The following is a 23,251-nucleotide window of genomic DNA, read 5'->3' on the forward strand; positions in this document are numbered from 1 at the left end:
TCTTATCAGCTTGCGACTGATAATCATTCGATGATTGTATTGGCAAATCCGCCTGCGTGTGTTTGCGCAAAACCTTCTAATTCCAACTCAGTAAGCGCGATTTGGACCTCTCTATGAGGCGCACCAACAACGCGCACAAGTTCATCGATATGGGTAGGCGTTGGTGAAAGTGCAATTTTTAATGTGTTCAGAGTTGAAGCTGAACAATCTGTGAGTGGAGGAAGGTCATATTCTTCAGATTCTGCCTCGGCGAGTATGGGGAGTGTACAGCCTTCTAGGGCTGCGATGACATCGTGGGCATCTTCTACGAGCCATGCGCCTTGCTTGAGGAGGCCGTTTGATCCATGCGTGCGTTCGTCCAGGGGGGAGCCTGGTATGGCAAGCACTTCGCGTCCTTGTTCAAGTGCTACGCGTGCCGAAATGAGGGAGCCAGAACGCTTTGCAGCTTCGGCCACAAGAACCGCCATAGAAAGACCTGTAATGATACGATTGCGTTTTGGAAAATCGCGTGCGGTCGCTGTATATCCAATTGGCGCTTCAGAGACGATCGCGCCGCGTTCTAATATTCGGTCGTAGAGTTTTGCGTGTTCGGGCGGATAAATGGCATTCACACCGCCAGCGAGGACGGCGATTGTGTGACCATGTTGCAGGGCGGCGGCGTGGGCTTCTCCATCAATGCCACGTGCCATGCCTGAAACGATGGTGTATCCAGATTTTGCAAGATCAGCAGATATGTCCCGCGTGAGTTTGCGTCCTGCCGCTGACGCATTGCGGGCACCGACAATTGCAATGGCAGGCTTCAGAAAGGCTTCCATATCGCCGCGTACGCATATTATTGGAATAGGCGGCGAGATTGCGCTCAGAGGGAGGGGGTAATCGCTTTCATCATAGGCAATAAAGCGCGCGCCTAATTTAGTCGCTTGGATCAGTTCTTTTTCTATATTGGCGGCGCTGGGAATTTTGAAGCTTTTGGCTTTGCCTGATTTTGTCGTGAGGTTGGGGAGTGCATCAAGGATTGCATCCACATCGCCTTTAAAGCGCGCCATAAGCTGTGCATATGTCATTGGACCAATATTAGGCGTACGCAAGAGTTGTAATCTCTTGACCCGTTCTTGATCAGAAAGTGTTTTATGTTCTTGCGAATGCATCATTTGGCCCCCCTCCAAATGTTTAAGCTTTAGCTATGCGAGGTCTTTGGCTTTCTTCTTACCGATTTTTTCTTCCGTGCCATTCATCAATCGTTTGATGTTTTCGCGGTGGCGATAAAATAGTAGAATGGAAAGTGCGGCCGTGACGCATAAGGCGAAAATGTCTCCAACTAGCCAATATGTCAGCGCGGGTAGGAGGGCGGCAGTGACGAGTGCGGCAAGTGAGGAATAGCGAAAAGCGACTGCGATTGAGAGCCAGCAGATGGCGAAGGCGATCCCGACTTGCCACATAATGCCAAAGAGCATGCCGATAAATGTCGCAACACCTTTGCCGCCTTTGAACTTGAGCCAAACAGGATAGCAATGGCCTACAAAAGCGGCTGCACCAGCAAGTAATCCAGCGTGAAAACTAAAAATGAAACTAAAAATCGCAGCAGCAATTCCTGCTTTTCCAGCATCTAGAAGGAGAGTTGCGAGGGCAAGGTCTTTGCGCCCTGTCCGTAAAACATTAGTGGCTCCAATGTTTCCCGAGCCGATGCTGCGAATATCACCTAAGCCCGCCATGCGTGTGATGACGAGGCCAAAAGGAATAGACCCAAAAAAGTATCCACCGGCGATGGCAATGGCGTAGATAATCGCAATAGGCATGTCTTGCATGATTGTTCCAACGTTTCAGGACTTATTAGCTAGGCATAGCTACTCACATCAATTGGTGCAAGTGTGTGAAATTTATACAATTCCACAACTTGCAAACCCTAGAATACAAGAAGCTATTGTATGTCTTCGACCTGAGTGTTTCTGTCACTGATACTTGCGATCAGCATGTCTACAAACTCATTTGGTTTTTCTCGATAGATTGTGTGATGACCAGGAATTGTGCGGATGGTCCAGCCACGTGCTTTAGCGCGGCTCCAAGAGGAATCTTTAGCTCTCTCTTCTTTAGTCATCCCTTCAGGAATAAACGCCACATAAGACACGTTGAGCTCTTTGGCGGCTGGGTTTTTGTAAGAAACAGGAGAGGTGTAGGTCTTAACTGGATGAGGGACATCCTTTGGGTATTCAGCTTCTGGTTCGAGCCAATTGAAGTGGATTTGGTGGTTTTTGATTTCCAACCCCTGCATCCAGTCATAATTTAAATCCAGCATGCTCATGCCATCATCAAGCACCATGGCATCAAGAAAGATAACGTGTTTGATACGCTCGGGGATACGGTCCATCACGCCAGTGATGACGGCTCCGCCATAGCTGTGTCCAGCAAGAATGACATTGTCTAATTCTTCAAAAACAATCGTGTTTACGATATCAGTGATATGGGTTTCTAGGTCTATGTCTTTAGCTGCAAGGTGCATGCGTTCCCCAAGTCCACTAAGCGTGGGGCGATAGGCTGTGTGGCCCCGATCTTCGAGAATATTTGCAACTGTTTTCCAATCCCATCCGCCGCCAGTAGAGCCATGAACGATGACGAAAGTTTCTGGTTTGCTGGTTTGAGCCATTTCTTCGCTATGCATTGAAAGAGGAAATAGCGTGCTGAAGGCGCACCATAAGCTGATGATCAGTTTTCTCATTTATTCCTCCATAGTTTTTGAATGAAGGTAAAGACGCGCCGGCAGCATGTATAGGTCGATCTGAGAAATTAATTCCAGCCTTCAGCTAGTCGATCAATTGCGCCTTGCAAGATGTAGCTTGCGGCGACTTTATCTATCACTTCGGCGCGACGTGCGCGGCTGGTGTCTGCTTCTATGAGTGTGCGTTCGACGGCGGCGGTTGAAAGGCGTTCGTCCCAAAATGCGATCGGAAGGTCGCGTTTTTCCAATATATTACGTGCAAAGGCTTTGACTGCTTGGACGCGTGGGCCATGGCTGCCATCCATATTGACGGGGAGGCCCATAATGATGCCGACACATTTACGCTCATCATAAAGCCAGAACAACCGCTCTAATGAAGGAGCCAGCTTCTTACCTTTTTTGATAGTTTCAACTGGACTTGCGATAAGACGCGTCACATCGCATGCGGCGACACCAATTGTCTTGGTGCCAGGGTCTAAACCTAAGAGCGCGCCTTTGGGCGGCAGTTCACTGAATTCACATATTGCCATTGGGCAGTGTTAATCCCAGTGAACATAGAATGATAGAGGTATTATATGAAACACTATCATTATTTGACGCCCATTCAGGGGAGCTAGTTGCTGATGGCTTCTTGCTCGATCGTTGGGTCACTGTCGCTCACGGCATCCATGTCATATTCATAAATGTTTGTGATGATGCATTTGATAGGGCGAGGATCTGTATCACTTGGACCAAATACATTCTCAAAAGCGAGTAAAGAATCGCCGCGCGTAAGGCAGCTTGAGTGCTGGTCAAATGAGATTGATTGGGCATTTTGAAGATTGAAACAGCCGCCAGCGACTTTGAGCAGGTGTTGTTTCTTAACACCGGTGGAGACAACAACAGTATTGCGTGTTGTTTCACCAAAGCCATCAATACCACCGCCACGACATACGCGTTTGACTTCCTCACCAATGCGCGGGTCTTGTTCGCTAAACTCATTATAGCGAGGGCCGTCATCGTTTGATGTGGAGCAGGCAATTAAAGCGAGAGAGGTTGCTAAGATGGGAATCAGTGATGCAATTTTAGTCATGGCATGCCTCTTTTAATTATCTAAAACACGTAGGGTTGCCGAAAATATACACGAATTTGCTTTGCTTGTAATTGTAAAAGCGTCAAATCCCTTTCATTTGCTGATTGAATAGCTTACGCCCTTGATAGATTAAGCGAGGGGTCGTAACTCTCGCATGTGGAATTAAAGATGAAGAGGCAAGAGTGGCATGAGCGTCACCCCAGATGATGTGCGAAAAGCAGCGCGTCTTTCTCGTATCAAAATCAAAGATGAGCGTGTTGAACCAATGGCGCAGGAACTTAACAGTATCCTGAATTGGATTGAGCAGCTTAACGAAGTTGACGTTGACGGCATTGAACCAATGACAACTGTTGTTGAGACAAGTCTGCCTATGCGCAAAGATGATATCACAGATGGAAATCGCCAGGAGGAAGTTTTGGCAAATGCGCCAAGCGCCGCTGATGGCTTTTTTGTTGTCCCTAAATCGGTAGAGTAATCGGTGGAGCAGGCATTGGAATTTGGTAAAGCTGACGCGACTAGTCAAATAGGGCGTGTGCTGATTGCTGAAATTGATGCCTATCTGAAAGACCTCTATCCAGACTCAATAGGTCTTTGCTATCGCGCGTCGCCTGAAGAGATAAATACAAATGGTATTTTCTTTTTAGCGACATTGGATGGAAATGCTGTTGGGTGTGGAGCTTTAAAACGGACGAAGTTTGATGAGATTGAACTTAAACGTTTTTATTTGCGTCCAGAGGCGCGCGGTAAGGGGTTGGCTAAAAAAATGTTAGCGATACTTGAAGCCGAAGCGCTGGCGATGGGGTTTGAGACAATATTTTTAGAGACAGGACCGCCTCAAATAGAAGCCGTCGCGTTGTATGAAGGCGCAGGTTATGAACGGTGCGGGCCTTTTGGGGGATATCCTGATAATCCTCTAAGTATTTTTATGGAAAAACGGCTTGTTGATGAGCTGTCACAATCGAACGGGAGCGCTGCGTGAGCGATCTTACAAAACTGACACTGACGGATGCGGTAAAAGGCTTAAAAGCGAAAGATTTCTCAGCAAGAGAAATTACGCAGGCCCATTTGGATGTGATTGATAAAGCTAATCCGCAAATCAATGCTTATACATTGGTGACAGGTGAAAAAGCGCTTGAAATGGCGGATGCATCTGATGCTAAACTTGCCAAAGGTGAGGGCGGTATTCTTGAAGGCGCACCGATCGGTGTTAAAGAGCTGTTTTGTACCAAAGGTGTGCGAACAACTGCATGTTCGGATATTTTGGGCAATTTCGTTCCCACTTATGAATCAACAGTTACGCAAAACTTGTGGGATCAAGGCGCTGTTATGTTGGGGAAACTCAACATGGACCAGTTTGCTATGGGGTCATCCAATGAAACGTCCAGCTTTGGGAATGTTGTAAACCCTTGGCGTCGTGTTGGTGACGAGACACAGCTAACACCGGGTGGTTCTTCTGGTGGATCGGCTGCGTCTGTTGCGGCGGACATGTGTCTAGCTGCGACGGCGTCTGATACGGGGGGCTCTATTCGTCAGCCTGCTGCTTTTACCGGGACTGTAGGTATTAAACCCACTTATGGACGTGCAAGCCGGTATGGTATGGTGGCGTTTGCAAGTTCATTGGACCAAGCGGGCCCGATTGCTAAGAATGTTGAAGACACAGCTTTGATGTTGGAAGTGATGTGTTCGGCTGATGATAAGGATTCAACATCTTTACACGTTGATACACCAAAATGGACACAAAGCCTTTCTAAAGGCGTGAAGGGCATGAAGATTGGTATTCCTAAAGAATACCGTGTCGATGGTATGTCTGATGAGATTGAAGCACTTTGGCAGCAAGGCATTGAATGGCTTAAAGCAGCTGGTGCTGAAATTGTGGACGTGTCTTTACCGCACACAAAATATGCTCTGCCAGCATACTATATTGTTGCGCCTGCTGAGGCGTCTTCAAACTTGGCGCGTTATGACGGTATGCGCTATGGCGTGCGCAAAGAAGGTGAAAACTTAGACGATACGTATGCAACGACACGCGCTGAAGGTTTTGGTGAAGAAGTTAAGCGGCGTTTGATGATTGGTGCTTATGTGCTGTCTGCTGGATATTATGATGCATATTACTTGAAAGCTCAAAAAGTGCGCCAACGCATTTTGATGGACTTCCAAGAAGCTTATAAACAGTGTGATGCATTGCTAACGCCAACATGTCCGTCTGCTGCCTTTGGACTTGGAGAGAAATCTGCTGATCCTGTTGAAATGTATCTGAATGATATCTTCACAGTGACGGCTAATCTCGCTGGACTTCCAGCTATGAGTCTGCCGGTAAGCTTGAATAAACAGGGGCTGCCGCTTTCGTTGCAGATAATTGGAAAAGCCTTGGATGAAGAAAGCTGTTTCCGTGTCGCAAAGGTGATTGAAGACTCAGCTGGTTTTTCAGCGAAAGCCAAAGAATGGTGGGCCTAAACTGGCCTAAATCTTGATAGAAGGCAGCGTGAGCGTAATGTTCACGCTGTTTTTGTATTAGGTGAAATAAATGAAGAATATTTTGATTGTAACTGCGTTGATGGCTGGTGCAGTTTTGGGGGGATGTTCAAAATCCTATCCGAGCCTTTATGAGGTTAAGGGTGAAACATTTCAGTCAAACCAAGAAAGAACGATAGCTGCAGCAGAAGATGCTATTTTAGATGCACTGCGTTTTCGCCGTTGGTCTGTAGATGAGAAGAAGCCAGGTGAGATTATCGCGTCTCTTTACAAGGTTGATAAGGAAACGCAGGAGCAAACTTACGGCGCAATTATCAAAGTCAGCTACACAGAAAATAGCTACAGTATTGAATACGTTGATAGTAAACGTATGCGGTATAATCCCGAAGAAGGCACGATTCACAATACATATAATCGCTGGATAAATAACCTAAGGGCAGATCTAGGTTTAGCGGGTTATTGATTAAAAACTGTCACTTAGCATGAATTAGTGTTCCATTTTAGCTCAACAGCGGATTTTTATTAAAAATTAGTCATTTGCTGTTGAGCTTTTGGTAATAACCTGTTCAAGATGTGCTTCGGAGATCCTCAGGGGGGCGGTTTTCCAAACTGAAAATGACTGCAATTTGTTATGTCATTTTTTGTACTTAAGGTTAATCTGACGGGCAGCAGATTATGTGGCGTAAGTAGAGTTTGGGAGAATAATTCGTGATTTTGGCTTCTTTTACAGCATTATCGCTGACACTCGGCGTATTGGTCAGTGATTTAGAGCAGGGTGGAAATCAGCGTGACAACGCACTTCAATTGGTAAATGCAGAAGTGTCGGACATGTTAAATCCTGCGCAAAACAGATCAGAAATACCACCAATTTGGTTTGAATGCGTGGCGCAAGTTTTTGAGAGTGGTGTTTTAGAGCGCAAGTTAAAGCGTTTGGCACGTGATCAAGCTTTGCTGGATATTGAGGTAGGCGGCATTGTTCGACGTACAGTTACTGATCTGTGTGCTGATGAAATGTACGAAAATTAATTTCCAAAAAATTTAAAAAAATGGGAACTTTCCAGCTCGACTAACGTTAAGCTGAAATGGTTTGGATATCATGTATATCAAGCCGTAGGTTATCCTGCGGCTATTTTTTCGACCATTAAATAAATGTATATTGTGCGTATATACATTTTGTTGTGCTATGAGAAAAAGTGTGTATACTATGGAAATAATGCGCAGTTTTAGACCTCAGAAGGGTTCTAAAATCAGGCGTTACATCAATTGTGCAATGTGTAAATCATTGGAATTGGTTCGTCGCGAGCTAAATCTAATAACCTCGTAAGGAAGTATATAATTTAATTAGGAGTGCAAAATATGTCACTCACAACAACACATTTTGGCATGGAATTGCCACGCATAGGCCTAGGCACCCGCGGTCTATCCGGGATGACATGTAAGACTGAAGTTCAAAAAGCTTTGAGCTTAGGATACCGATATATTGAAACTGCTCAGATTTATAACAATGAGCGTCAAATCGGTGCTGCAATAAAAGAATCTAAAGTCCCGCGCGATGATTTATTTGTGTCCACAAAAGTGTGGATCGATGACTACCGCTTGTATGACCTGTTATGGTCTGTACGGGAAAGTCTTGACCGTTTACGCTTGGATCATGTGGATCTTCTGATTCTGCATTGGCCGAATGAGAAATACTCACTTCACCGTACAATGGATGCGATGAATGAGGCAAAAGAATTGGGACTGACACGCCATTTAGGTGTTGCTAACTTTACAGCTAGCCAGTTTCAAACAGTTTCAGAATATTCTGAAAATCCAATTTTGTGCAATGAGATTGAATATCACCCCTTAATCAATCAAAGTCGTGTTATTGATGCGACGCATAAAACGGGGGCTGCTATTGTAGCCTATGGACCAACTGCAGATGGTGAAGCGCTAAATCACTACGAGATTTCTCGCATTGCGCTTGATCACGGAAAATCAAAAACGCAGATTATTATGCGTTGGATGATGCAGCAAGAAGGCATTATTGCTTTGCCACGCGCAACACGTCGTTCTTCATTGGAAGAGTGCATAGATGTCTTCGATTTTGAGCTGACATCTGAAGAAATGCAGACCATCGACAAATTGCGTTCTAACAATCGCAGACTGTTTGATCCTGCGTTTGCGCCGCACTGGGACGACGTTGCCTAGTTGAAAATGAATCTTTTCGTCAATCGATGTGTATCTGAGTTAAGAAAACATCGGTTGACGGATTGAAAAATGGCTCATCATCGGGTCAAACAGGGTATAAGGTGTTTTAAACATCTCCCTGATTCAAATTCAACAAACTGGCGAAGCGTATGTCGGACCGTAAACCACTTATCATTTCTGGAGTAACTGGCGACTGGGAGGTCGTGATGGGGCTTGAAGTTCATGCCCAGATCACATCCAATTCCAAATTGTTCTCTGGCGCGTCCACCCATTTTGGTGCTGATCCCAATTGCAATGTGGCATTGGTTGATACGGCACTTCCAGGCATGCTGCCTGTCATCAATGAATTCTGCGTAGAGCAAGCCGTTCGGACCGGACTTGGCTTGAATGCACAGATTAATTTGTATTCGCGATTTGACCGCAAAAATTACTTTTATCCTGATTTGCCTCAAGGCTATCAAATCTCACAATTCCAATACCCAATTGTAGGTGAGGGTGAGATTGAGGTTGAGCTTGAGGATGGCTCAACAATTATGGTGGGTATTGAGCGCCTACACATGGAGCAAGATGCCGGTAAATCTATTCACGATCTAGATCCAAACTCAACTTATGTTGATTTGAACCGTTCTGGCGTTGCGCTGATGGAGATCGTATCTAAGCCGGATATTCGCTCACCAAAAGAAGCTGCTGCTTATGTGAAAAAATTGCGCTCTATCGTGGTGGCTCTTGGAACATGTAATGGTGTGATGGCTGAAGGTAATTTGCGTGCGGATGTGAATGTGTCCGTGTGTAAGGTGGGGCAATACGCCAAATTCCAAGAAACGGGAGATTTCTCTCACCTTGGAACACGTTGTGAAATAAAAAACGTCAACTCATTTCGTTTTATTGAGCAAGCAGCTGAATATGAGGCACGCCGCCAAGTAGAGATACTTGAAGATGGCGGTATGATTGATCAACAAACACGTTTGTTTGATGCTGAGACAGGAGTCACACGGTCTATGCGCTCCAAGGAAGATGCGCATGATTACCGCTATTTTCCGGACCCTGATTTATTGCCGCTGCAGCTGACGCAAGAGTATGTCGATAAGATCAAGGCAAGCCTACCAGAGCTGCCGGATCAGAAAAAAGCGCGCTTTGTAAATGAGTATGGGTTGAAGCCATATGATGCTGGAGTCTTGTCTGCGGAATCTGATAAAGCAGCCTTCTTTGAAGAGGTGGCTAAGGGCCGTGATGCGAAGATGGCCGCAAATTGGGTAACGCAGGAATTGTTTGGATATCTGAACAAGTTTGACCTTGAGCTTGCTGATAGTCCCGTATCCGCGAAGCAATTGGGTGGCTTGATTGACTTGATTGCGAATGACACAATTTCAGGAAAAATCGCTAAAGATGTGTTCCAAAAATTGATCGAAGAAGACGATGCGGACCCTGCAGCTATTGTGGAACGTGATGGTTTGAAGCAGGTCACAGACACTGGCGCGATTGAGAAAGTTGTCGACGAGATTATTGCGGGTAACCCTGAACAAGTTGAACAAGTGAAAGCTCAGTTTGCAGAGGGCCACAAAAAGCCAAAAGCACTTGGCTGGTTTGTGGGGCAAGCAATGAAACTGTCCGGCGGTAAGGCAAACCCTAAAGCTGTGAATGATATTCTTAAAGACAAGCTAGGTTTGTAGTTTCAAGGTTATGAAAAAAAAGGCGCCGGATGAAAGTCCGACGCCTTTTTTGTATTCAGAAGATACCGTTTCGTTTTACCAACCGCGGCCGTGGTGGTGGTGGCGTCCATTGTCATCATCAGAGATGATCGCACCGACTACGAGGCCGATAATGGCTCCAGTTGCGACAGATGCGAGAATGGCATCCCCACGATCATTGTCACGAACCCAGTGATGTCCACGCGGTGGAGAATACAGGCCGTGGCGGTTGTAATTTGAAATAACGATGCTTGAGCCTGAACGACGGTAATTTCCACCTATGTGATAGCGCGCACCTGAGTGGTCGGCACAATAAAGGTGCTGATTGCCTGTATGGTGGTGAGACCCAAAGCGTGAATTACTGTAATAACGTGAGTTATTGTAACGTGAGTTGTTATAGCCGTAATATCTGTCATTCCGGTGACGATTGTGCGACTGGATAATACGACGTTTTTCGCGATGGTGAAACGCATCCGGATTATAAGATCGGTTATAATGGGAATTATGGTGTGCGTTATAATTGCGGTCAGCCCGTTTCCATTGGTCATTGTAATGCGAATTATTGCGGTATCCACTGCTATAATCTCGACCATGTCTATAGTGTGTTGTGCGTGCCTTGTCGTCATAACCGCCTGCGAGTGTGTCGGAACGGGAATGATGCGCTGATTGAGCATTTGCGGTTAGAGCGGAGGGCATAAGAAAAGCGCTTAACCCTATTGCGCTAACGACAGAGACTATCTTTTTAAACGAGGTCATGAACAGGATCTCCTGCTATTTCTGAGAAAACGCCGAGAAGTCTATAGAAAAGCAGTTTTGCTTTTGGGCGTTATCGATGGCAAATGGTGCGTTAATAAGGATGAACTCAATCTGAACAGTAAGGTTCCATCTATATCACGATTTAGTGTATAGTATGCAAGAATGAAGCCTAAATGGGCCGGTGTTGAAAATAGAAATTGGCCTAGTGCAATGACAAATATAGAGTTTTTAGATGTTGAGCCCTTTATAGAAGAGAGCTTCATTCGCGCAGGTGGCCCTGGCGGGCAGAATGTCAATAAGGTCTCAACTGCGGTGCAATTACGGTTTGATCTGGCTGCATGTGATACGATTGACGGCGCCACTAAATCTCGAATTTCACGCAAATTGGCGTCTAAACTGACCAAAGAAGGCGTTATTATAATCAAAGCGCAACAACATCGTACTCAGCAAATGAACCGTGATGATGCACGAGAACGATTACTTGCAATGCTAAATGAAGCTGCGCACAAGCCAAAATTTCGTGTTGCATCTCGCCCCAGTCTTTCGGCAAAACGTAAGCGTACAGATACAAAAACGAAGCGCGGACAAGTCAAGAAACTGCGCGGGCGGGTAAACCCAACTGATTGATTAAATGAGGTTTATTTCACGTAATCTTTGCAGCAAAAACTCGTGAGCAGTTATGCTTTCAGGGTAGAGGTCTGGGTTTTCTGGTGAAATGCACGTCTCTAAAGTTTTGATTTCAAAGTCTGGACGAAAGTGTGCGAAAAATGGCGTTGAATAGCGCGCAAATTTTGAACGTTCAGGTTTTGGGTTCACAACGCGGTGCAATGTGGACGGCAGGACATTGTTTGTAAGGCGCTCTAACATATCACCGATATTTACGACGATGCATCCCGGAGGGGGAGAAATTGGTAACCAGCGGCCATCGCGGTCTTTTAACTCTAGTCCGCCTTCTTCGGCACCTAATAACAGCGTAATCACATTGATATCGCCATGTTCAGCGGCGCGCACAGAGCCTTCTGGCGGGGGTGTATCTTGGGCTGGGTAGTGAAGAAGGCGCAAGATGGAGTTGCCGTCTTGCATAGGGTTTTTGAACCAATTTTCATCGAGTCCAAGATAAATTGCGATTGAAGAGAGGACGTCTGCACCTAATGCGTCGAGTGCCTGATACATGCCATATGTGGCTGTGTTCCAGTCCTGCACCTCGTTTGGTATGACATTGGGTGGCATGAGGTCTGCGTATGCATGACCTGTGGAGAGCGAGCGTCCGATATGCCAAAATTCTTTTAGGTCGATGTGTTGAGCATCTTTAGCTTTTTCTTGACCGAATGGGAAATATCCACGTTGGCCTTCTCGCGTATGCTTGTACTTCTGCTTGGTGTCGTTTGGCAAAGCGAAGAAAGCCTTTGTACGATCAAGCGCGGTGTCTAAGACTGTTTGATCTAATCCGTGGTCAGACAAAACGGCAAATCCGTAACGTTTGAAACTTTCTCCAAGAGAATTTGCGAACCCTTGAGGATCACTTGCACGTAGCGTCATAGAAACGGGTGCAATTGCGGATACAACATCATCAAGGGACATCAAGTTTCTCCAAATAGGTTTGGGACCAATAAAAGGGGGAGTGGTGTTGAATACTATATTTGCGTTTTGGTACATAGCAAAAGTGAATAATGCTAAATTAGTCGGTTGGAGATCATTCTTTATCGACGTCTTGTTGTGCGGGGTTTTTGTGCCCAGCGTGGGGCTGATATTTTAGGAATATCGAGGTCGGGCGCTATTTTCCGGGCGATGCAAATATAGCTTAAAGCATAGAAAAAGAGCGCGGACGAAGAGGAGTTTTGAGTTAGTAGTAAACTTTCTGAAAGCGAAAAAAGTACGAGCTGAAAGACAATCAAAAAAGGGAAAGGGCCGTGTTTTCCTGTGGCTAAGAAGGCACCTTTTATGAGTCCAAACAGGGTGAATACGACAACAAGCGCTAACCCTGTATACCCGAGCGATAAGCCAATCTCTAACCAGCTATTGTGTGCCGTGGGAACTTTCCAATCCAAGATCGTAACAATGTCAGCGGATGGACCGTCAGGATCTTTCCAGAAGACACCATATCCATACCCTGTAAATTTGTGCTGATTTATAAGATCAATCACCAGTATCCAGATGTCTGTGCGTCCGGTGAAGGTGAGGTCTTTTCCGATAAGAGAAACGACAAATTCAGGCGCAATGGCGAGCACTGCATATCCAATACCGGCAATACTTAGACCTACCCAAATAGCTATGATTGCTAAAATGGGTGTACGGATCGCAATTTGGTAAAAGACCAATCCCAAATAGGGCACAATCATCGCAATGAGTGATGTTTTCGATGTTGAGCCTAAAACGAGTAGAAATGTAAGGCCAAGCCCTACCCACCAGATTTTCTTGATATCGCCATTGTCGTGTTTGCCATCATAAAACAGTAGGGCAAGGAAGAGGAGGTTTGCACGCGCCATCTCTCCGCCCATATGGTTTTTTTCGAGCATGAAACCACGCCAAGCACCCACATGCAGTTCCGAGTGAATACCCCAAGAGGGAATGCCGACAATGACCAATAGATTGATGATCGCGATACATAGATAAGCGATTGCTATGATTTTTAGCGTATCTAAAAATGGTGCGCGTATGGCCAGATACATGCCGAAAAAGAAGGTGAAGCTAAGTGCAATTACACGTCTTTGAGTGATCTCAGGATTGATCGACCATGTGATGGATAGGAAAGTTAGAAGTATGAGTAATAATACTGGCCAAAACCGTATTATAGCGGCGAAAAATTGTTTGTATTTGACGGCCAGTAACCCCAGCAGGCAAAGGTAGGCGGGAAACCAGGAGGCGCGAGCAACTGGCCCGGGGTCAACCTCCATCATTCCAGGGCTTTCAGTGCTGGGGCCGAGTAAAAGCGCAACCCAAAGACCTGAATAGGTAAGTGTGACGAAGAATACGAGAACGCGTTCAGTTAATTCTATCGGTGTGAGTTTGAGACCGATAGGCGGATGCCATTTAGAAATATAAGTGTCGTTTGATAGCACTCAACTTGCTCCAAATCCTAGCATCTTTACCCATTCCAAAACTGGAAAGGAGACACTCTTTAGGCGTTCGCAATATCTGACAAGGTATCTAGCTGAGTCCGAGGTTAAATTTCTCTGACTGAGCGTTAGTTATGCATGATAGTTTGCGGGTTTTGTGGAGAAGGCCCAGTCGGGAGCTGAGAGGGGTTGGTTTATGTTTGGGTATGGAATTTTGTACCCAATCAGAATGTAGCTGATTAGAAAATAATAGAAGACATTCACATAGGAATTATACCCTAGAAGGACACTTTCTGAAAAGGTGACAGCTAGAATTTGAACCATCATAATTATCAGTATGGGGCCGTGCTGTCCCGTGGCGAGCCATGCGCTTTTCAGGAGGCACCAGAGCGTGATGGATGCAAATATGGCAGCACCGATAAGGCCAGTATCCAATGCGATATCTAGCCATGAATTGTGGGCGTGGGCGACTTCAAAATCGAGCTCATATCTTATGTGATCAGCAGGCCCGTTGGGGGCTTCCCAAAAGGCTGAATACCCATACCCAATCCATTTGTTGAGTTGTATCCAATGCAGTGATTGTTCCCAAATGCCTGTACGTCCGGTGAATGTGAGGTCTCGACCTATAAGAGATACAAATTGTTCGGGGTGGTTTGTGATCATATATGTGGTGAGGGTGACGATGCTGATGAAAGCCCATACCATTGCTATGGCATATAAAATTGAACGCTTTGAAATAGCGTACACTATCCACAATCCATAGGGCATTAAAGCTGATAAGAGTGCTGTTTTGGATGTTGAGCCAATGACGCAGATCATTGTGATGGCGAGACCGAGCATCCAGAGTTTGCGATTGCGCTGATCTAAAAAGAGAAGACAAAAGAAAAGCAGGTTGGCACGTGCCATATTACCACCAAAGTGGTTTTTAGTTAGCATCCATCCTTTCCAAGCACCGATATGGATATCTTGATCGACTCCAAAGGATGGTACGGCAAAAATCAAAGCTAGGGCTAGGAAGGTCATTATCAGCCATGCGCCGCCAAAAATGCGCAATGTGGAGAGGAGTGGGCCTCGAGTGGCGAGGTATAGCCCGAAAAAAAGCGTGAAGATGAGAGAGATCGTGGCCTTGATAGATACCTCTGGCATGATTGACCAACTTATCGAGGCGATGATCAATGCCAGCATTACTATAAGCGGAATGATCTTGGGTAACTTTAGGAGAAGTGTTCTCCAACGAAAACATACCAAGAGTAATGTTACGAGGTAGACAAGATACCAAGACGCTTTTGCAAGGACAGAAAATTCATCGGTCAAGCCAGCATTGGGCATGACGAGAAACAGAATGAAGCCTGAATAGCCTAGTACACCAAACATTGTCAGGAGTTTCTCGCAGAAAAACGCCTTTGGGTGCTCGAGCTGAAACTTGCGATCTGTCTCAAATAGCATCGCGTGGGGTGTCCAAAAAATAGATTAGGTGGTCGCAAACTAGGCGGTTAGGGGGTGTGTTTCAATGAGAAATAGACGATAAAGAAATTATTATCGGGTCTATATGGGTGGAATTCCACCTGTAGGGGAAGTGGCTGAAAGTAAATCCCTTTTTGTGGAGCGTGTGAGATGAATATGAAACTGGCGCTGATGTCCGCGCTGTCGCTAGGGGCGCTAATTGTAGGGGGCGGCTACTATGTCCTGAAAGGCTATTCTGAGCCAGATACAAATAGCTATATACAAACATCAATTCCTGAGGGGCCGGTAGATCGCTGTATAAATCTTGGGAATGCGTTGGATGCACCCAATGAAGGTGATTGGACTTACCGTATTGAAGATGAGCACCTAAAAGCTATTGCAGACGCAGGGTTTCAAAGCGTTCGTGTGCCTGTGCGTTGGTCTGCGCATGCTGATGATGCGCCGCCTTATGAGATTGATCCCAAGTTTATGGACCGAGTTGTTCATGTTGTTGATGAGGCCATCGCACATGATCTCAAAGTTGTTTTGAATGTGCATCATTATTTAGAGATTATGGAAGATCCCAATGCGCACGTAGAGCGGCTTGAGGGAATGTGGGGGCAAATTGCCCGGCGTTTTGCAGGGCGTGGCGATAAGATTGTTTTTGAGCTTCTAAATGAAGCGACAGAGAATTTGACCAATACAAAACTTGAGAAAATCAATGCGGCTTTGGTGGTGAAAGTACGCAATATCGTTGGAGCTGAGCCGTGGATTATGGTTGGTGGCGATAATTGGGGTAATTTTGATGGTATCAAGAATGCCCGGATACCAGATGACCCGCGTCTTATTCTGACTTTCCATGATTACAGTCCGTTTGAGTTTACCCACCAAGGCGCAACATTCACCGAGCAGGAGTTCCCAACGGGGAAGGTCTGGGGCAGCGAGAAAGAGCGAGACGACGCATTGCAATTGTTTGAAGATGCTCGAGAGCTAGGTATTAAAAGGCAGGTGCCGATATTCCTTGGTGAGTTTGGTGTGATCAATACAGTGCCCCAAGACGAGCGCGTAAAATGGACGGAAGCCTATCGCAAAGCCGCAGAAGAAAATGGCATTGGGTGGTGTTTGTGGGATTTTGGCGCGGCGTTCTCTATATATGACACGCAGACAGAGCGGTGGGAGAAGCCGTTATTAGATGCCTTGCTGAAGGAATAGTGAGAACTATTTCAGTCTTGCGTTTTTAATTCTTCCAATAGTCTATCTATGGTTCTGCTTATCTATTCCATTCTATCAACCTTGTTTTAAGGACCTACCTAAACATGGTAAGCAGAACTATGTAGAATTGAACTGTTCAAGTAACGTTTTGTTATTGTCAGTTTATATTCAAATAATTTAAAATAAAAGATCGGTGACAACTGCCTGTTTTGAAGTATTTGTCGTTGTAATTAACTATAGATCAATAGAGATTCGCTTCAATGTGTACATCGCCGGAGAAGGTGATGGTTTATGGTGGAACGGCTCTTTGATCATGGGAAATAACCCGACACGGAGCCACATTGTCGAAGGATGACATAAAATGGCTTATGCTGATGCACTGATCGAAGCGCCGGAAGCGTGCTTGAACAAAAACTCTGCGGGTGAAGAGATTTACCGTGTAGGACTAATGTATTCTACAGGAATGGGTGTTGCTATTGATTACGTAGCTGCTCACAAATGGTTTAACCTTGCAGCTCTTAAAGGCGTCAAGGAAGCCCGTATGCTTCGCAGAGAAATGGTTGACTACATGTCGACACAAGAATTGCGCCAAGCGCAACGTTCTGCACGCGAGTGGATGCAAAAAGCGAACTAACTAAAAGTTGGCTTATCTTTCCTGCTTTGAGATTTAAGATAACTGCCGATTAGAAGCGGCGGTCATTCAAATCGTAGAAGAATGAGAAGTCCAAAGGCAATGCGTTCAGGATATATTGTTGTATAAACTGATTTTCGTTTGCAATTCGGCTTCGGGATACGAAGATAACATCAAATCGCTTAAGCGGACCGACATCAAATTTACGCGGATCTTTGAGGCCATTTTTAACATCGACGACACGCGTCATAACTTGGCCATTGCGACCACGTCTCATGATGATGACTTGTTCGGGTTTGGAGGTGTCTAACCAGCCTCCTGCCATAAGAATGGCTTGAAGTGAGTCGATTTGACCGGGCAATGGATATACGCCGGGATTGCCAACTTCGCCGCCAACAAAGATTTGTTGCGATGCAAATTCAGTCGGTGTCACTGTGAGCGAGGGGTCCACCAACTCTCGTCCATAAACACTTTCTAGAATTTGCTGTAACTCATAAGCAGAGAGGTCTGCTACAACGACGGGGTCCATGAGGGGAAGACTAATTCTTCCATCAGGTGCAATTGTAACTTCTCTATCTAGTTCCGGTGCGTGTTGAAATGAAATTGAAAGCTTGTCACCGGGATAAAAACGATATGCAGCATCATCCTGCGTCCACTTTGCAAAAGGGATCGGTTGGAAGGCAGGCACGTTCGGGCCCGGTTGCGGCGTTGAGCAGCTTGCAGAGGCAAGTAAAGCTAACGTTAAAAGAGATGCTTTAGTTTTCATCATAATGCTTTCTTATTGCATCCATTTTGGATAACAAAATATTAAGGCAATTCAAGCGACAACAGGCTGGGATTATCGGGAAAGTAGACACAGAATATGACGCAAGACAATTCTTCACCACCAACAATAGATCGTCGCGGGCAGCGCGGTGTGAATTTGCGTGTGCGTCCTCGCTTTGGAATAGGCGATATTGTTCTGCAATTATGGCGTTCATTGTGGTTAATGATTTTGGTTTTTATACCCATTGCCATTTTGGGCATCTTGTTTGCGATGTCTATGCCGAAAAAATATACTGCCTATGGAACAGCGCAAGTTTCCCTTGATAATCAATATGTTTACGATCCTCTTGTGGGGGATGCTGGACGCGGTGTGTCACTTGAAATTGATGCTATTTTACGCGCCGAAGTCGAGAAAGCTAACTCGCCTGTGTTGGCGCGCCGTGTGTTGGAAAAGTTGGGTATTGCAAGAGTATATCCCAAGATTGCCGAAGAGATGGCAGAAACACAGGATGCGAAGAAATTAGAGGATTTAAAAGATTTAGCCTATGAGACATTCGGCGCTGATTCTGCGGCTGGAAATGCACCAAAATCTCCATTGCTGACATTTTCTTTTACGCATAAAGAACCTGAAATTTCAGCTTTGGTAGTGAATGAGTTTTTAGAACAATTTCAAGACTATAGAGAGAATAGACGCAGTCAGAATGATGTCGATGCAGTCGCGGGTCAACGACGCCGTGTCGGTGATTCACTTGCCGTAGCAGAGCAAACATTGCGTGATTTTTTAGTCAAACATGACATCGGAGAGTTTGAAACAGATCGCGATTCTATTGCCAAACTCTTGTCTGATTTACGGGATGAATTATTGCGTGTTGAGGCTGCTGGAAAAGAAGCTGAGGGACGACTAAACGGTTTGCGTGCTGTTCGCCAATCTACGCCGGAAACTATTGATATTCACGTGGATAATGATGCAAAACAACGTTTGCTAGATTTGCAGTTAGAGCGTGAGCAGCTTCTCTTGAGGTATCTACCTGATAGTCGTGCGGTGCAAGAGATTGATGCACGTATCAATGGTATGCAGGCCTTGCTGGAGAGCGGTGATGGTGGGGTGCGTAGAAGTGGTCCCAACCCTGCCTATCAAGAACTCGTGTCCAGTATAAATATTGCCCAATCGGAAGTGGAGGCTTCAAGGTCACGTGCGACTGAGTTGCGTCGTCAGATGAATGAAGTTGCTGCACGTCAGAGGAAACTAATTTCAGTTCAACCTGAGTATAAAAAATTGCTTAGAGAGCGTGATATTCTCGAAGCGGCTATGTATGAGCTGTCTACAAAAGAGCAGACAAAGAAAACGGAAGCCGAAATTTCTCAAAATTCCAATAGCAATATCGCGATTGTTGACTTTGCGCTTGTGCCAACAAAAGGAACAAGTATGAAAATTCCTGTTGCGCTTGCGTCTATAATGTTTGGTGGGTTTACAGCTTTGATTGCTGGCTTGTTGGCTGCGTTTAGCCGTAAAGGCCTTTCAACGCGACGTTCTACTGAAAAAACGATTGGGCTACCTGTTATCGGTGTGACATCAAAACAGTAGGAACAGGGTTCGCTAGCACTCAGACAAAAGCTTGAAACTAGATAGCATTTGTCGGTCAGGTTTGTGATTCAATTAACATAGTTAGCGTATCTTTACTATAAAAGTGCTCCAATTGAGTGTGTGGGACATATTGAGCTGAGACTATGATAGATTTACGCAAAGACCTGACAGAAACTTGGCGAGTTGCCACGAAAGCGCCCAGCAAGTCAGGTGGACGCACAATTATGTTTATGTCAGCGATGGCGGGAGAGGGTACATCAAGTGTTGCAGCTTCTTTTGCAATGCTTGCTGCTCAGCGCGCACGTAAGGGTGTCTGGCTTGTGGATCTCAACCTTATGAACGGTACTTTGTTCAAGGCATTTGACCGAGGTGGAGAGTTTTCTGATTCGTTTGGACGTATCGGACCTGCGCATAATGCAGAACTTGATAATTCTGCTTTTTTCTCAATTTCTCCGCCACCACCGCCTCCGCCTCCAGGGCAAAAGGGCAATTCTGGTTTATTTGTCGTGCATAGAGTCGGTGATTCTAAATTACTCGTATCTCGCTTTAGAAAAGAGCGTCTTGATACAGGTCAGCGCGTGCGAGTGAAAACGGGAGCGGACTATTGGAAAGCTGTTCGTGAAATTGCTGATTGGGTCATTGTGGATGCGCCGCCATTGGCTTCTTCTTCAGCCGGATTAGCGGTGTGTTCGCAGATGGATGCAACTGCTCTTGTCGTACGCGCAGATAAGACTCCGGCCACGCAAGTATCCAAGCTTGGGCAAGAAATTGAAGGTCATGGTGGCACGTGTATGGGCATTGTATTAAATGCAACGCGCGCAGATGCACGATTGGCTGACGAACTTTCGGGCTAAATCTTATTAGGAGAAAAGTTATATACCCGTTACCGTTTAAGCGGGTTGTTGCTTTTGTTTCTTCTTTTTCTCAGGTACATCACCGTAAAATTGGAGAATGAAGGGCGGGAACCATAAAACTTTCCCCAACCCTCTGATCGCTTTATCTATCATGAAGGCGCGACGTGGGTGACGGATAATGAACATTGCAAGTGCGGCAGTACCAAACACTGCAAATTGTCCTGCACCAATAATCATCCAAAAAATTAAACCAAGAATATCTAGGCGTTCATTATTACGCCAGCAATTGGTGGAAGGTCCTTGGCCATAGGCAAAGCCACGTCGCAATGTGTAGCCAAGGTGTGCGCGTTTGGCAGGAACATTTTCGTCTACAACTGCATTGTGGGCCCAAGCAAATGTTTGTCCGGCTTGAGAAACGCGAGCAAAAAGATAATCGTCTTCTCCACCTGTTTCATTTGCAATCTTATTGAAAAATGGTTCGCCAGCAGGAAGGCAGGGTTGAATCTTGTCTAGATCAAGAAGGGCATTTCCACATCCAAAAGGTTCTTCAATGAGTATTGTTTCTTCTGGGCCTCGGCGAGAGAAGAATTGCTCCAAATAGGCTTTGTGTGCTTTAGGTGCTTCCGGTGGAAGGACAGTTTCCACAGGGCCAAATACAACGGCTGGATTGAGTAATTTATGAGCCGAGAGCAAGCCGTCCAACCAGCCATTGCGGGCAGTTTCATCATCATCAATGAATGCAATGATGCGACTTTTAGCTTTTTCTAAACCTGCGTTCCTCGCATTTGCGACACCGGGGTTTGGCTCGCTTACATAGCTAATCGGGATACGGCTAATTGATTGTAGCTTAGTCGCGGTTTCTTTTGCGCCTGCTTCCGGAGAATTATCCACGATGACGATTTCCGCGTTTGATAGCGATGTGTCTGTCATTGCGAGTACGCTATTTACGGCATCGTTTAGACCATGATTGCGTCGGAAGGTGGGAATGACAATGCTAACGTCTATAGAAGAGCCTGAGGGGGATGAAGTCTCTGTCATCAAATTATTCCACACGCTTTTGCTGCTTGGGTCGGTGGTAGAAGGTTTGCGCCAAGATCGTTAGATCGCTTGCACAAGTCTTCCAATGTTGCAGACGTAGTTCCGTAATCAGTCGGAGTGGGCGAGACATCATGGGTGAAAATTATAACCCAGCCGCCAGTTTTCCCTGCTGTTTCGATTGCCTCTTGTGCGCGAAGCGTAGTGGAGGGATCGCCATTTAATTCAAAACATCGCAATTGTGCGCGGTCAACTTTGCCGACATTGATGCCCGGTAAGATACCGCGACAAAGATTAAATTGTTCGACAACTTGCTTTTTCGTATCAAATAGAGTTTCGCCAAAAGGGTAAGCAAGGCTGGTTGGCGTCTGTTCTAAACCAGCTTTTTTTAGTTCTTCGAGGTTTTTGGCAATATCAGCCAAGACTTTAGCTTTATCCGCTAGGGCGCAATCTATGTGCGAGTGTGTGTGGGCACCAATTTCATGTCCGCGTTTATCGAGCTCCAACATGGTTTCAATGTTAAACATCTCACCATAGGGACCGATTGTGTCGATCATGCTGGTGCATGCATAAAAGCCAGCACGGCCACCATGCGCTTCAACGATATCCGCGCCATTTACAGCAGACATTGGAAAGTCATCAAAAGTGAAAGATACATTGAAGCTTTTATCGCTCGCGACCGCAGGCGCAGCAAAGCGCCATTGTGTAAGGCGGCGTTGTATCTTGGCTGGGAGGGAGCGTGAGGGAGTATGTGACCAATCTATGTTTGGCGAGTAGTTAGCGTTTTTCATTGAGAGCCTCTGCACACACTATCGCACGCCATAATTTTAGAGCGTTACCGCGCATTTTTATCGGAATTGGTAAGAGCTGTATCGTCATGACTAGGCTCAGTGCTTTTTTTGCCAAAGGCTTAAAAGGTAAGGGCTTTAGCTTATTCGATATCACATAGAGATTGGTCGTCTGGAGTGTGTCGGGATGCTTTTCGACAGCTTTTCTAAAGTTGGGGCCCGACCCGCCATATTTTTTCAAAAGATCTTCTATGCGATCCAACCCTAAATGGGTGGCGGTGTTATCTAAGTGGATGATGGGGAAGGCTTGAGCAACGCGTAAACCCCAATCGACATCTTCCCAGCCCCAACCTGAAAACGACTCATCAAACGGTGTATGTTCAAATACGGATGCATGAACGAGCACATTGCTTGTGAAAACATAGCGCCCTGGTTCTGTACTTCGAATTTCTGCAGGTACACATTCTGATTGTTCAGCTTGCCAACGATGAATTGCAAATTCACGCGCTGTTGAAGCTTGTTTAAGGGAGAAACCGCCGACGACGAGTTTAGGGGCGGCAGATTTTTCAATTTCGAATATGTAGTTTGAGATAAAATCAGGTTTATCTGGGATCATGTCGGCATCTAGCAGTAAAACCCAATCAGATCTTGCATAGTGCAGAAGTCTGTTCCGGGCGCATGAGCGACCTGTATTTTTAGATGCTGATACGATGCGGATAGGGTAGGATAGGTCCGCAGCGCAGCTAGATAGCTTCTCAATGAGTAGGTCATTGCCGCCACCATCATCATATACAATCAGCTCAATATCGACGACTGCATAGCATTTTTCCAAAGCCGTGAGGAGCGGCTCAGGGTCGTCCTTATAGCTAGGAACAAGGATGGATAGTTTCTGGTGGGGGTGCGTATGCCAAACCGGATTATCAACGACAACCTCGCGGCCATTATCAATGACTGCGGGAGAGGCAGAGTGCGTATCGTTTATTATGTTCAT

The 23,251-nt window shown here is 45.8% G+C and carries 25 protein-coding genes; 12 read left to right on the top strand and 13 right to left on the bottom strand.

The annotated features are described in order from the left end of the window. Positions 1-23 precede the first annotated feature (23 nt). The 5 genes from dprA to ACFQS8_RS00815 all read right to left on the bottom strand — a co-directional run bounded on the left by dprA (position 24) and on the right by ACFQS8_RS00815 (position 3,785). Positions 24-1,151 carry a DNA-processing protein DprA gene (gene dprA, locus ACFQS8_RS00795; protein ID WP_382164774.1) on the bottom strand — a complete coding sequence of 376 codons (1,128 nt, stop codon included), beginning with the start codon at positions 1,149-1,151 and terminating at the stop codon, positions 24-26. 30 nt (positions 1,152-1,181) lie between these two features. Further along, a complete protein-coding gene (gene plsY, locus ACFQS8_RS00800) occupies positions 1,182-1,805 on the bottom strand; it encodes a glycerol-3-phosphate 1-O-acyltransferase PlsY (RefSeq protein WP_382164776.1) in 624 nt (207 codons plus the stop codon). A gap of 113 nt (positions 1,806-1,918) precedes the next feature. After that, the gene (locus tag ACFQS8_RS00805; RefSeq protein WP_382164778.1) at positions 1,919-2,713 is read right to left on the bottom strand and encodes an alpha/beta fold hydrolase; all 795 of its coding nucleotides are present in this window, start codon (positions 2,711-2,713) and stop codon (positions 1,919-1,921) included. Positions 2,714-2,781: 68 nt separating this feature from the next. Continuing rightward, on the bottom strand, positions 2,782-3,243 hold the full coding sequence (ruvX, locus tag ACFQS8_RS00810) for a Holliday junction resolvase RuvX (protein WP_382164780.1): 462 nt from the start codon (positions 3,241-3,243) through the stop codon (positions 2,782-2,784). An 83-nt stretch (positions 3,244-3,326) separates the two neighbouring features. Beyond that, positions 3,327-3,785, bottom strand: a complete 459-nt coding sequence (locus ACFQS8_RS00815) for a DUF6491 family protein (RefSeq protein ID WP_382164782.1) — start codon at positions 3,783-3,785, stop codon at positions 3,327-3,329. 187 nt (positions 3,786-3,972) lie between these two features. On the opposite strand from ACFQS8_RS00815, the gene gatC reads away from it, so the two are divergent. The 7 genes from gatC (at position 3,973) to gatB (ending at position 10,117) form a co-directional block, all read left to right on the top strand. After that, positions 3,973-4,260, top strand: a complete 288-nt coding sequence (gene gatC / locus ACFQS8_RS00820; RefSeq protein WP_382164784.1) for an Asp-tRNA(Asn)/Glu-tRNA(Gln) amidotransferase subunit GatC — start codon at positions 3,973-3,975, stop codon at positions 4,258-4,260. Positions 4,261-4,263: 3 nt separating this feature from the next. Then, positions 4,264-4,764, top strand: coding sequence for a GNAT family N-acetyltransferase (locus ACFQS8_RS00825; RefSeq protein WP_382164786.1), 501 nt, complete (start codon positions 4,264-4,266; stop codon positions 4,762-4,764). Next, on the top strand, positions 4,761-6,239 hold the full coding sequence (gatA, locus tag ACFQS8_RS00830) for an Asp-tRNA(Asn)/Glu-tRNA(Gln) amidotransferase subunit GatA (protein ID WP_382164788.1): 1,479 nt from the start codon (positions 4,761-4,763) through the stop codon (positions 6,237-6,239). Before ACFQS8_RS00825 ends, gatA begins: the two co-directional genes overlap by 4 nt. Positions 6,240-6,309: 70 nt before the next feature. Continuing rightward, positions 6,310-6,720 carry a hypothetical protein gene (locus ACFQS8_RS00835; RefSeq protein ID WP_382164790.1) on the top strand — a complete coding sequence of 137 codons (411 nt, stop codon included), beginning with the start codon at positions 6,310-6,312 and terminating at the stop codon, positions 6,718-6,720. 245 nt (positions 6,721-6,965) lie between these two features. After that, positions 6,966-7,283 (top strand): hypothetical protein, encoded by a 318-nt coding sequence (locus ACFQS8_RS00840; RefSeq protein WP_382164792.1) that lies wholly within the window; start codon positions 6,966-6,968, stop codon positions 7,281-7,283. Between the two features lie 330 nt (positions 7,284-7,613). Next, positions 7,614-8,447 (top strand): aldo/keto reductase, encoded by an 834-nt coding sequence (locus ACFQS8_RS00845; protein WP_382164794.1) that lies wholly within the window; start codon positions 7,614-7,616, stop codon positions 8,445-8,447. Positions 8,448-8,596: 149 nt separating this feature from the next. After that, positions 8,597-10,117 (top strand): Asp-tRNA(Asn)/Glu-tRNA(Gln) amidotransferase subunit GatB, encoded by a 1,521-nt coding sequence (gene gatB / locus ACFQS8_RS00850; RefSeq protein WP_382164796.1) that lies wholly within the window; start codon positions 8,597-8,599, stop codon positions 10,115-10,117. Positions 10,118-10,192: 75 nt separating this feature from the next. Here gatB and ACFQS8_RS00855 read toward each other — a convergent pair whose 3' ends face one another. Next, a complete protein-coding gene (locus ACFQS8_RS00855; protein ID WP_382164798.1) occupies positions 10,193-10,891 on the bottom strand; it encodes an RcnB family protein in 699 nt (232 codons plus the stop codon). A 162-nt stretch (positions 10,892-11,053) separates the two neighbouring features. Here ACFQS8_RS00855 and arfB point away from each other — a divergent pair, with 162 nt between their 5' ends. After that, positions 11,054-11,518 (top strand): alternative ribosome rescue aminoacyl-tRNA hydrolase ArfB, encoded by a 465-nt coding sequence (gene arfB / locus ACFQS8_RS00860; RefSeq protein WP_382164800.1) that lies wholly within the window; start codon positions 11,054-11,056, stop codon positions 11,516-11,518. On the opposite strand, the gene ACFQS8_RS00865 is transcribed toward arfB, so the two are convergent. The 3 genes from ACFQS8_RS00865 to ACFQS8_RS00875 form a co-directional block, all read right to left on the bottom strand. After that, positions 11,519-12,472, bottom strand: coding sequence for an isopenicillin N synthase family dioxygenase (locus ACFQS8_RS00865; RefSeq protein WP_382164802.1), 954 nt, complete (start codon positions 12,470-12,472; stop codon positions 11,519-11,521). A 119-nt stretch (positions 12,473-12,591) separates the two neighbouring features. Continuing rightward, complete coding sequence (locus ACFQS8_RS00870) at positions 12,592-13,950, bottom strand: O-antigen ligase family protein (RefSeq protein WP_382164804.1); 1,359 nt, start codon at positions 13,948-13,950, stop codon at positions 12,592-12,594. A 129-nt stretch (positions 13,951-14,079) separates the two neighbouring features. Next, positions 14,080-15,393 (bottom strand): O-antigen ligase family protein, encoded by a 1,314-nt coding sequence (locus tag ACFQS8_RS00875; RefSeq protein ID WP_382164806.1) that lies wholly within the window; start codon positions 15,391-15,393, stop codon positions 14,080-14,082. Positions 15,394-15,561: 168 nt separating this feature from the next. Between ACFQS8_RS00875 and ACFQS8_RS00880 the strand changes: the two genes are divergently transcribed. Continuing rightward, positions 15,562-16,602, top strand: coding sequence for a glycoside hydrolase family 5 protein (locus tag ACFQS8_RS00880; RefSeq protein WP_382164808.1), 1,041 nt, complete (start codon positions 15,562-15,564; stop codon positions 16,600-16,602). A gap of 361 nt (positions 16,603-16,963) precedes the next feature. Then, complete coding sequence (locus tag ACFQS8_RS00885) at positions 16,964-17,236, top strand: SEL1-like repeat protein (RefSeq protein ID WP_382164810.1); 273 nt, start codon at positions 16,964-16,966, stop codon at positions 17,234-17,236. Positions 17,237-17,285: 49 nt separating this feature from the next. Here the strand turns inward: ACFQS8_RS00885 and ACFQS8_RS00890 are convergent, their stop codons facing one another. After that, positions 17,286-18,002 (bottom strand): polysaccharide biosynthesis/export family protein, encoded by a 717-nt coding sequence (locus ACFQS8_RS00890; RefSeq protein WP_382164812.1) that lies wholly within the window; start codon positions 18,000-18,002, stop codon positions 17,286-17,288. A 93-nt stretch (positions 18,003-18,095) separates the two neighbouring features. Here ACFQS8_RS00890 and ACFQS8_RS00895 point away from each other — a divergent pair, with 93 nt between their 5' ends. Both ACFQS8_RS00895 and ACFQS8_RS00900 read left to right on the top strand, forming a co-directional pair. Then, positions 18,096-19,583 carry a GumC family protein gene (locus ACFQS8_RS00895; protein ID WP_382164814.1) on the top strand — a complete coding sequence of 496 codons (1,488 nt, stop codon included), beginning with the start codon at positions 18,096-18,098 and terminating at the stop codon, positions 19,581-19,583. A gap of 143 nt (positions 19,584-19,726) precedes the next feature. Beyond that, positions 19,727-20,437, top strand: coding sequence for a P-loop NTPase family protein (locus ACFQS8_RS00900; protein ID WP_382164816.1), 711 nt, complete (start codon positions 19,727-19,729; stop codon positions 20,435-20,437). 36 nt (positions 20,438-20,473) lie between these two features. Here ACFQS8_RS00900 and ACFQS8_RS00905 read toward each other — a convergent pair whose 3' ends face one another. The 3 genes from ACFQS8_RS00905 to ACFQS8_RS00915 are packed head-to-tail and all read right to left on the bottom strand — an operon-like array spanning position 20,474 to position 23,251. Next, positions 20,474-21,475, bottom strand: coding sequence for a glycosyltransferase family 2 protein (locus ACFQS8_RS00905; RefSeq protein ID WP_382164818.1), 1,002 nt, complete (start codon positions 21,473-21,475; stop codon positions 20,474-20,476). Then, entirely contained in the window at positions 21,475-22,263 is a 789-nt protein-coding gene (locus ACFQS8_RS00910; RefSeq protein WP_382164820.1) for a polysaccharide deacetylase family protein, read from the bottom strand. The genes ACFQS8_RS00905 and ACFQS8_RS00910 overlap by 1 nt, the downstream gene beginning before the upstream one ends. After that, positions 22,250-23,251, bottom strand: coding sequence for a glycosyltransferase family 2 protein (locus tag ACFQS8_RS00915; RefSeq protein ID WP_382164822.1), 1,002 nt, complete (start codon positions 23,249-23,251; stop codon positions 22,250-22,252). Before ACFQS8_RS00915 ends, ACFQS8_RS00910 begins: the two co-directional genes overlap by 14 nt.

The organism is Hirschia litorea (assembly GCF_042665075.1).
In the GTDB taxonomy this organism is placed as follows: Bacteria; Pseudomonadota; Alphaproteobacteria; order Caulobacterales; family Hyphomonadaceae; genus Hirschia; species Hirschia litorea.

Excerpts from the sequence above, each read along its gene's own strand:
- dprA (WP_382164774.1), bottom strand. The coding sequence starts at position 1,151 with ATGATGCATTCGCAAGAACATAAAACACTTTCTGATCAAGAACGGGTC.
- plsY (WP_382164776.1), bottom strand. The coding sequence starts at position 1,805 with ATGCAAGACATGCCTATTGCGATTATCTACGCCATTGCCATCGCCGGT.
- ACFQS8_RS00805 (WP_382164778.1), bottom strand. The coding sequence starts at position 2,713 with ATGAGAAAACTGATCATCAGCTTATGGTGCGCCTTCAGCACGCTATTT.
- ruvX (WP_382164780.1), bottom strand. The coding sequence starts at position 3,243 with ATGGCAATATGTGAATTCAGTGAACTGCCGCCCAAAGGCGCGCTCTTA.
- ACFQS8_RS00815 (WP_382164782.1), bottom strand. The coding sequence starts at position 3,785 with ATGACTAAAATTGCATCACTGATTCCCATCTTAGCAACCTCTCTCGCT.
- gatC (WP_382164784.1), top strand. The coding sequence starts at position 3,973 with ATGAGCGTCACCCCAGATGATGTGCGAAAAGCAGCGCGTCTTTCTCGT.
- ACFQS8_RS00835 (WP_382164790.1), top strand. The coding sequence starts at position 6,310 with ATGAAGAATATTTTGATTGTAACTGCGTTGATGGCTGGTGCAGTTTTG.
- ACFQS8_RS00845 (WP_382164794.1), top strand. The coding sequence starts at position 7,614 with ATGTCACTCACAACAACACATTTTGGCATGGAATTGCCACGCATAGGC.
- gatB (WP_382164796.1), top strand. The coding sequence starts at position 8,597 with ATGTCGGACCGTAAACCACTTATCATTTCTGGAGTAACTGGCGACTGG.
- ACFQS8_RS00855 (WP_382164798.1), bottom strand. The coding sequence starts at position 10,891 with ATGACCTCGTTTAAAAAGATAGTCTCTGTCGTTAGCGCAATAGGGTTA.
- arfB (WP_382164800.1), top strand. The coding sequence starts at position 11,054 with ATGAAGCCTAAATGGGCCGGTGTTGAAAATAGAAATTGGCCTAGTGCA.
- ACFQS8_RS00865 (WP_382164802.1), bottom strand. The coding sequence starts at position 12,472 with ATGTCCCTTGATGATGTTGTATCCGCAATTGCACCCGTTTCTATGACG.
- ACFQS8_RS00875 (WP_382164806.1), bottom strand. The coding sequence starts at position 15,393 with ATGCTATTTGAGACAGATCGCAAGTTTCAGCTCGAGCACCCAAAGGCG.
- ACFQS8_RS00880 (WP_382164808.1), top strand. The coding sequence starts at position 15,562 with ATGAATATGAAACTGGCGCTGATGTCCGCGCTGTCGCTAGGGGCGCTA.
- ACFQS8_RS00885 (WP_382164810.1), top strand. The coding sequence starts at position 16,964 with ATGGCTTATGCTGATGCACTGATCGAAGCGCCGGAAGCGTGCTTGAAC.
- ACFQS8_RS00890 (WP_382164812.1), bottom strand. The coding sequence starts at position 18,002 with ATGATGAAAACTAAAGCATCTCTTTTAACGTTAGCTTTACTTGCCTCT.
- ACFQS8_RS00895 (WP_382164814.1), top strand. The coding sequence starts at position 18,096 with ATGACGCAAGACAATTCTTCACCACCAACAATAGATCGTCGCGGGCAG.
- ACFQS8_RS00900 (WP_382164816.1), top strand. The coding sequence starts at position 19,727 with ATGATAGATTTACGCAAAGACCTGACAGAAACTTGGCGAGTTGCCACG.
- ACFQS8_RS00905 (WP_382164818.1), bottom strand. The coding sequence starts at position 21,475 with ATGACAGAGACTTCATCCCCCTCAGGCTCTTCTATAGACGTTAGCATT.
- ACFQS8_RS00910 (WP_382164820.1), bottom strand. The coding sequence starts at position 22,263 with ATGAAAAACGCTAACTACTCGCCAAACATAGATTGGTCACATACTCCC.
- ACFQS8_RS00915 (WP_382164822.1), bottom strand. The coding sequence starts at position 23,251 with ATGAACATAATAAACGATACGCACTCTGCCTCTCCCGCAGTCATTGAT.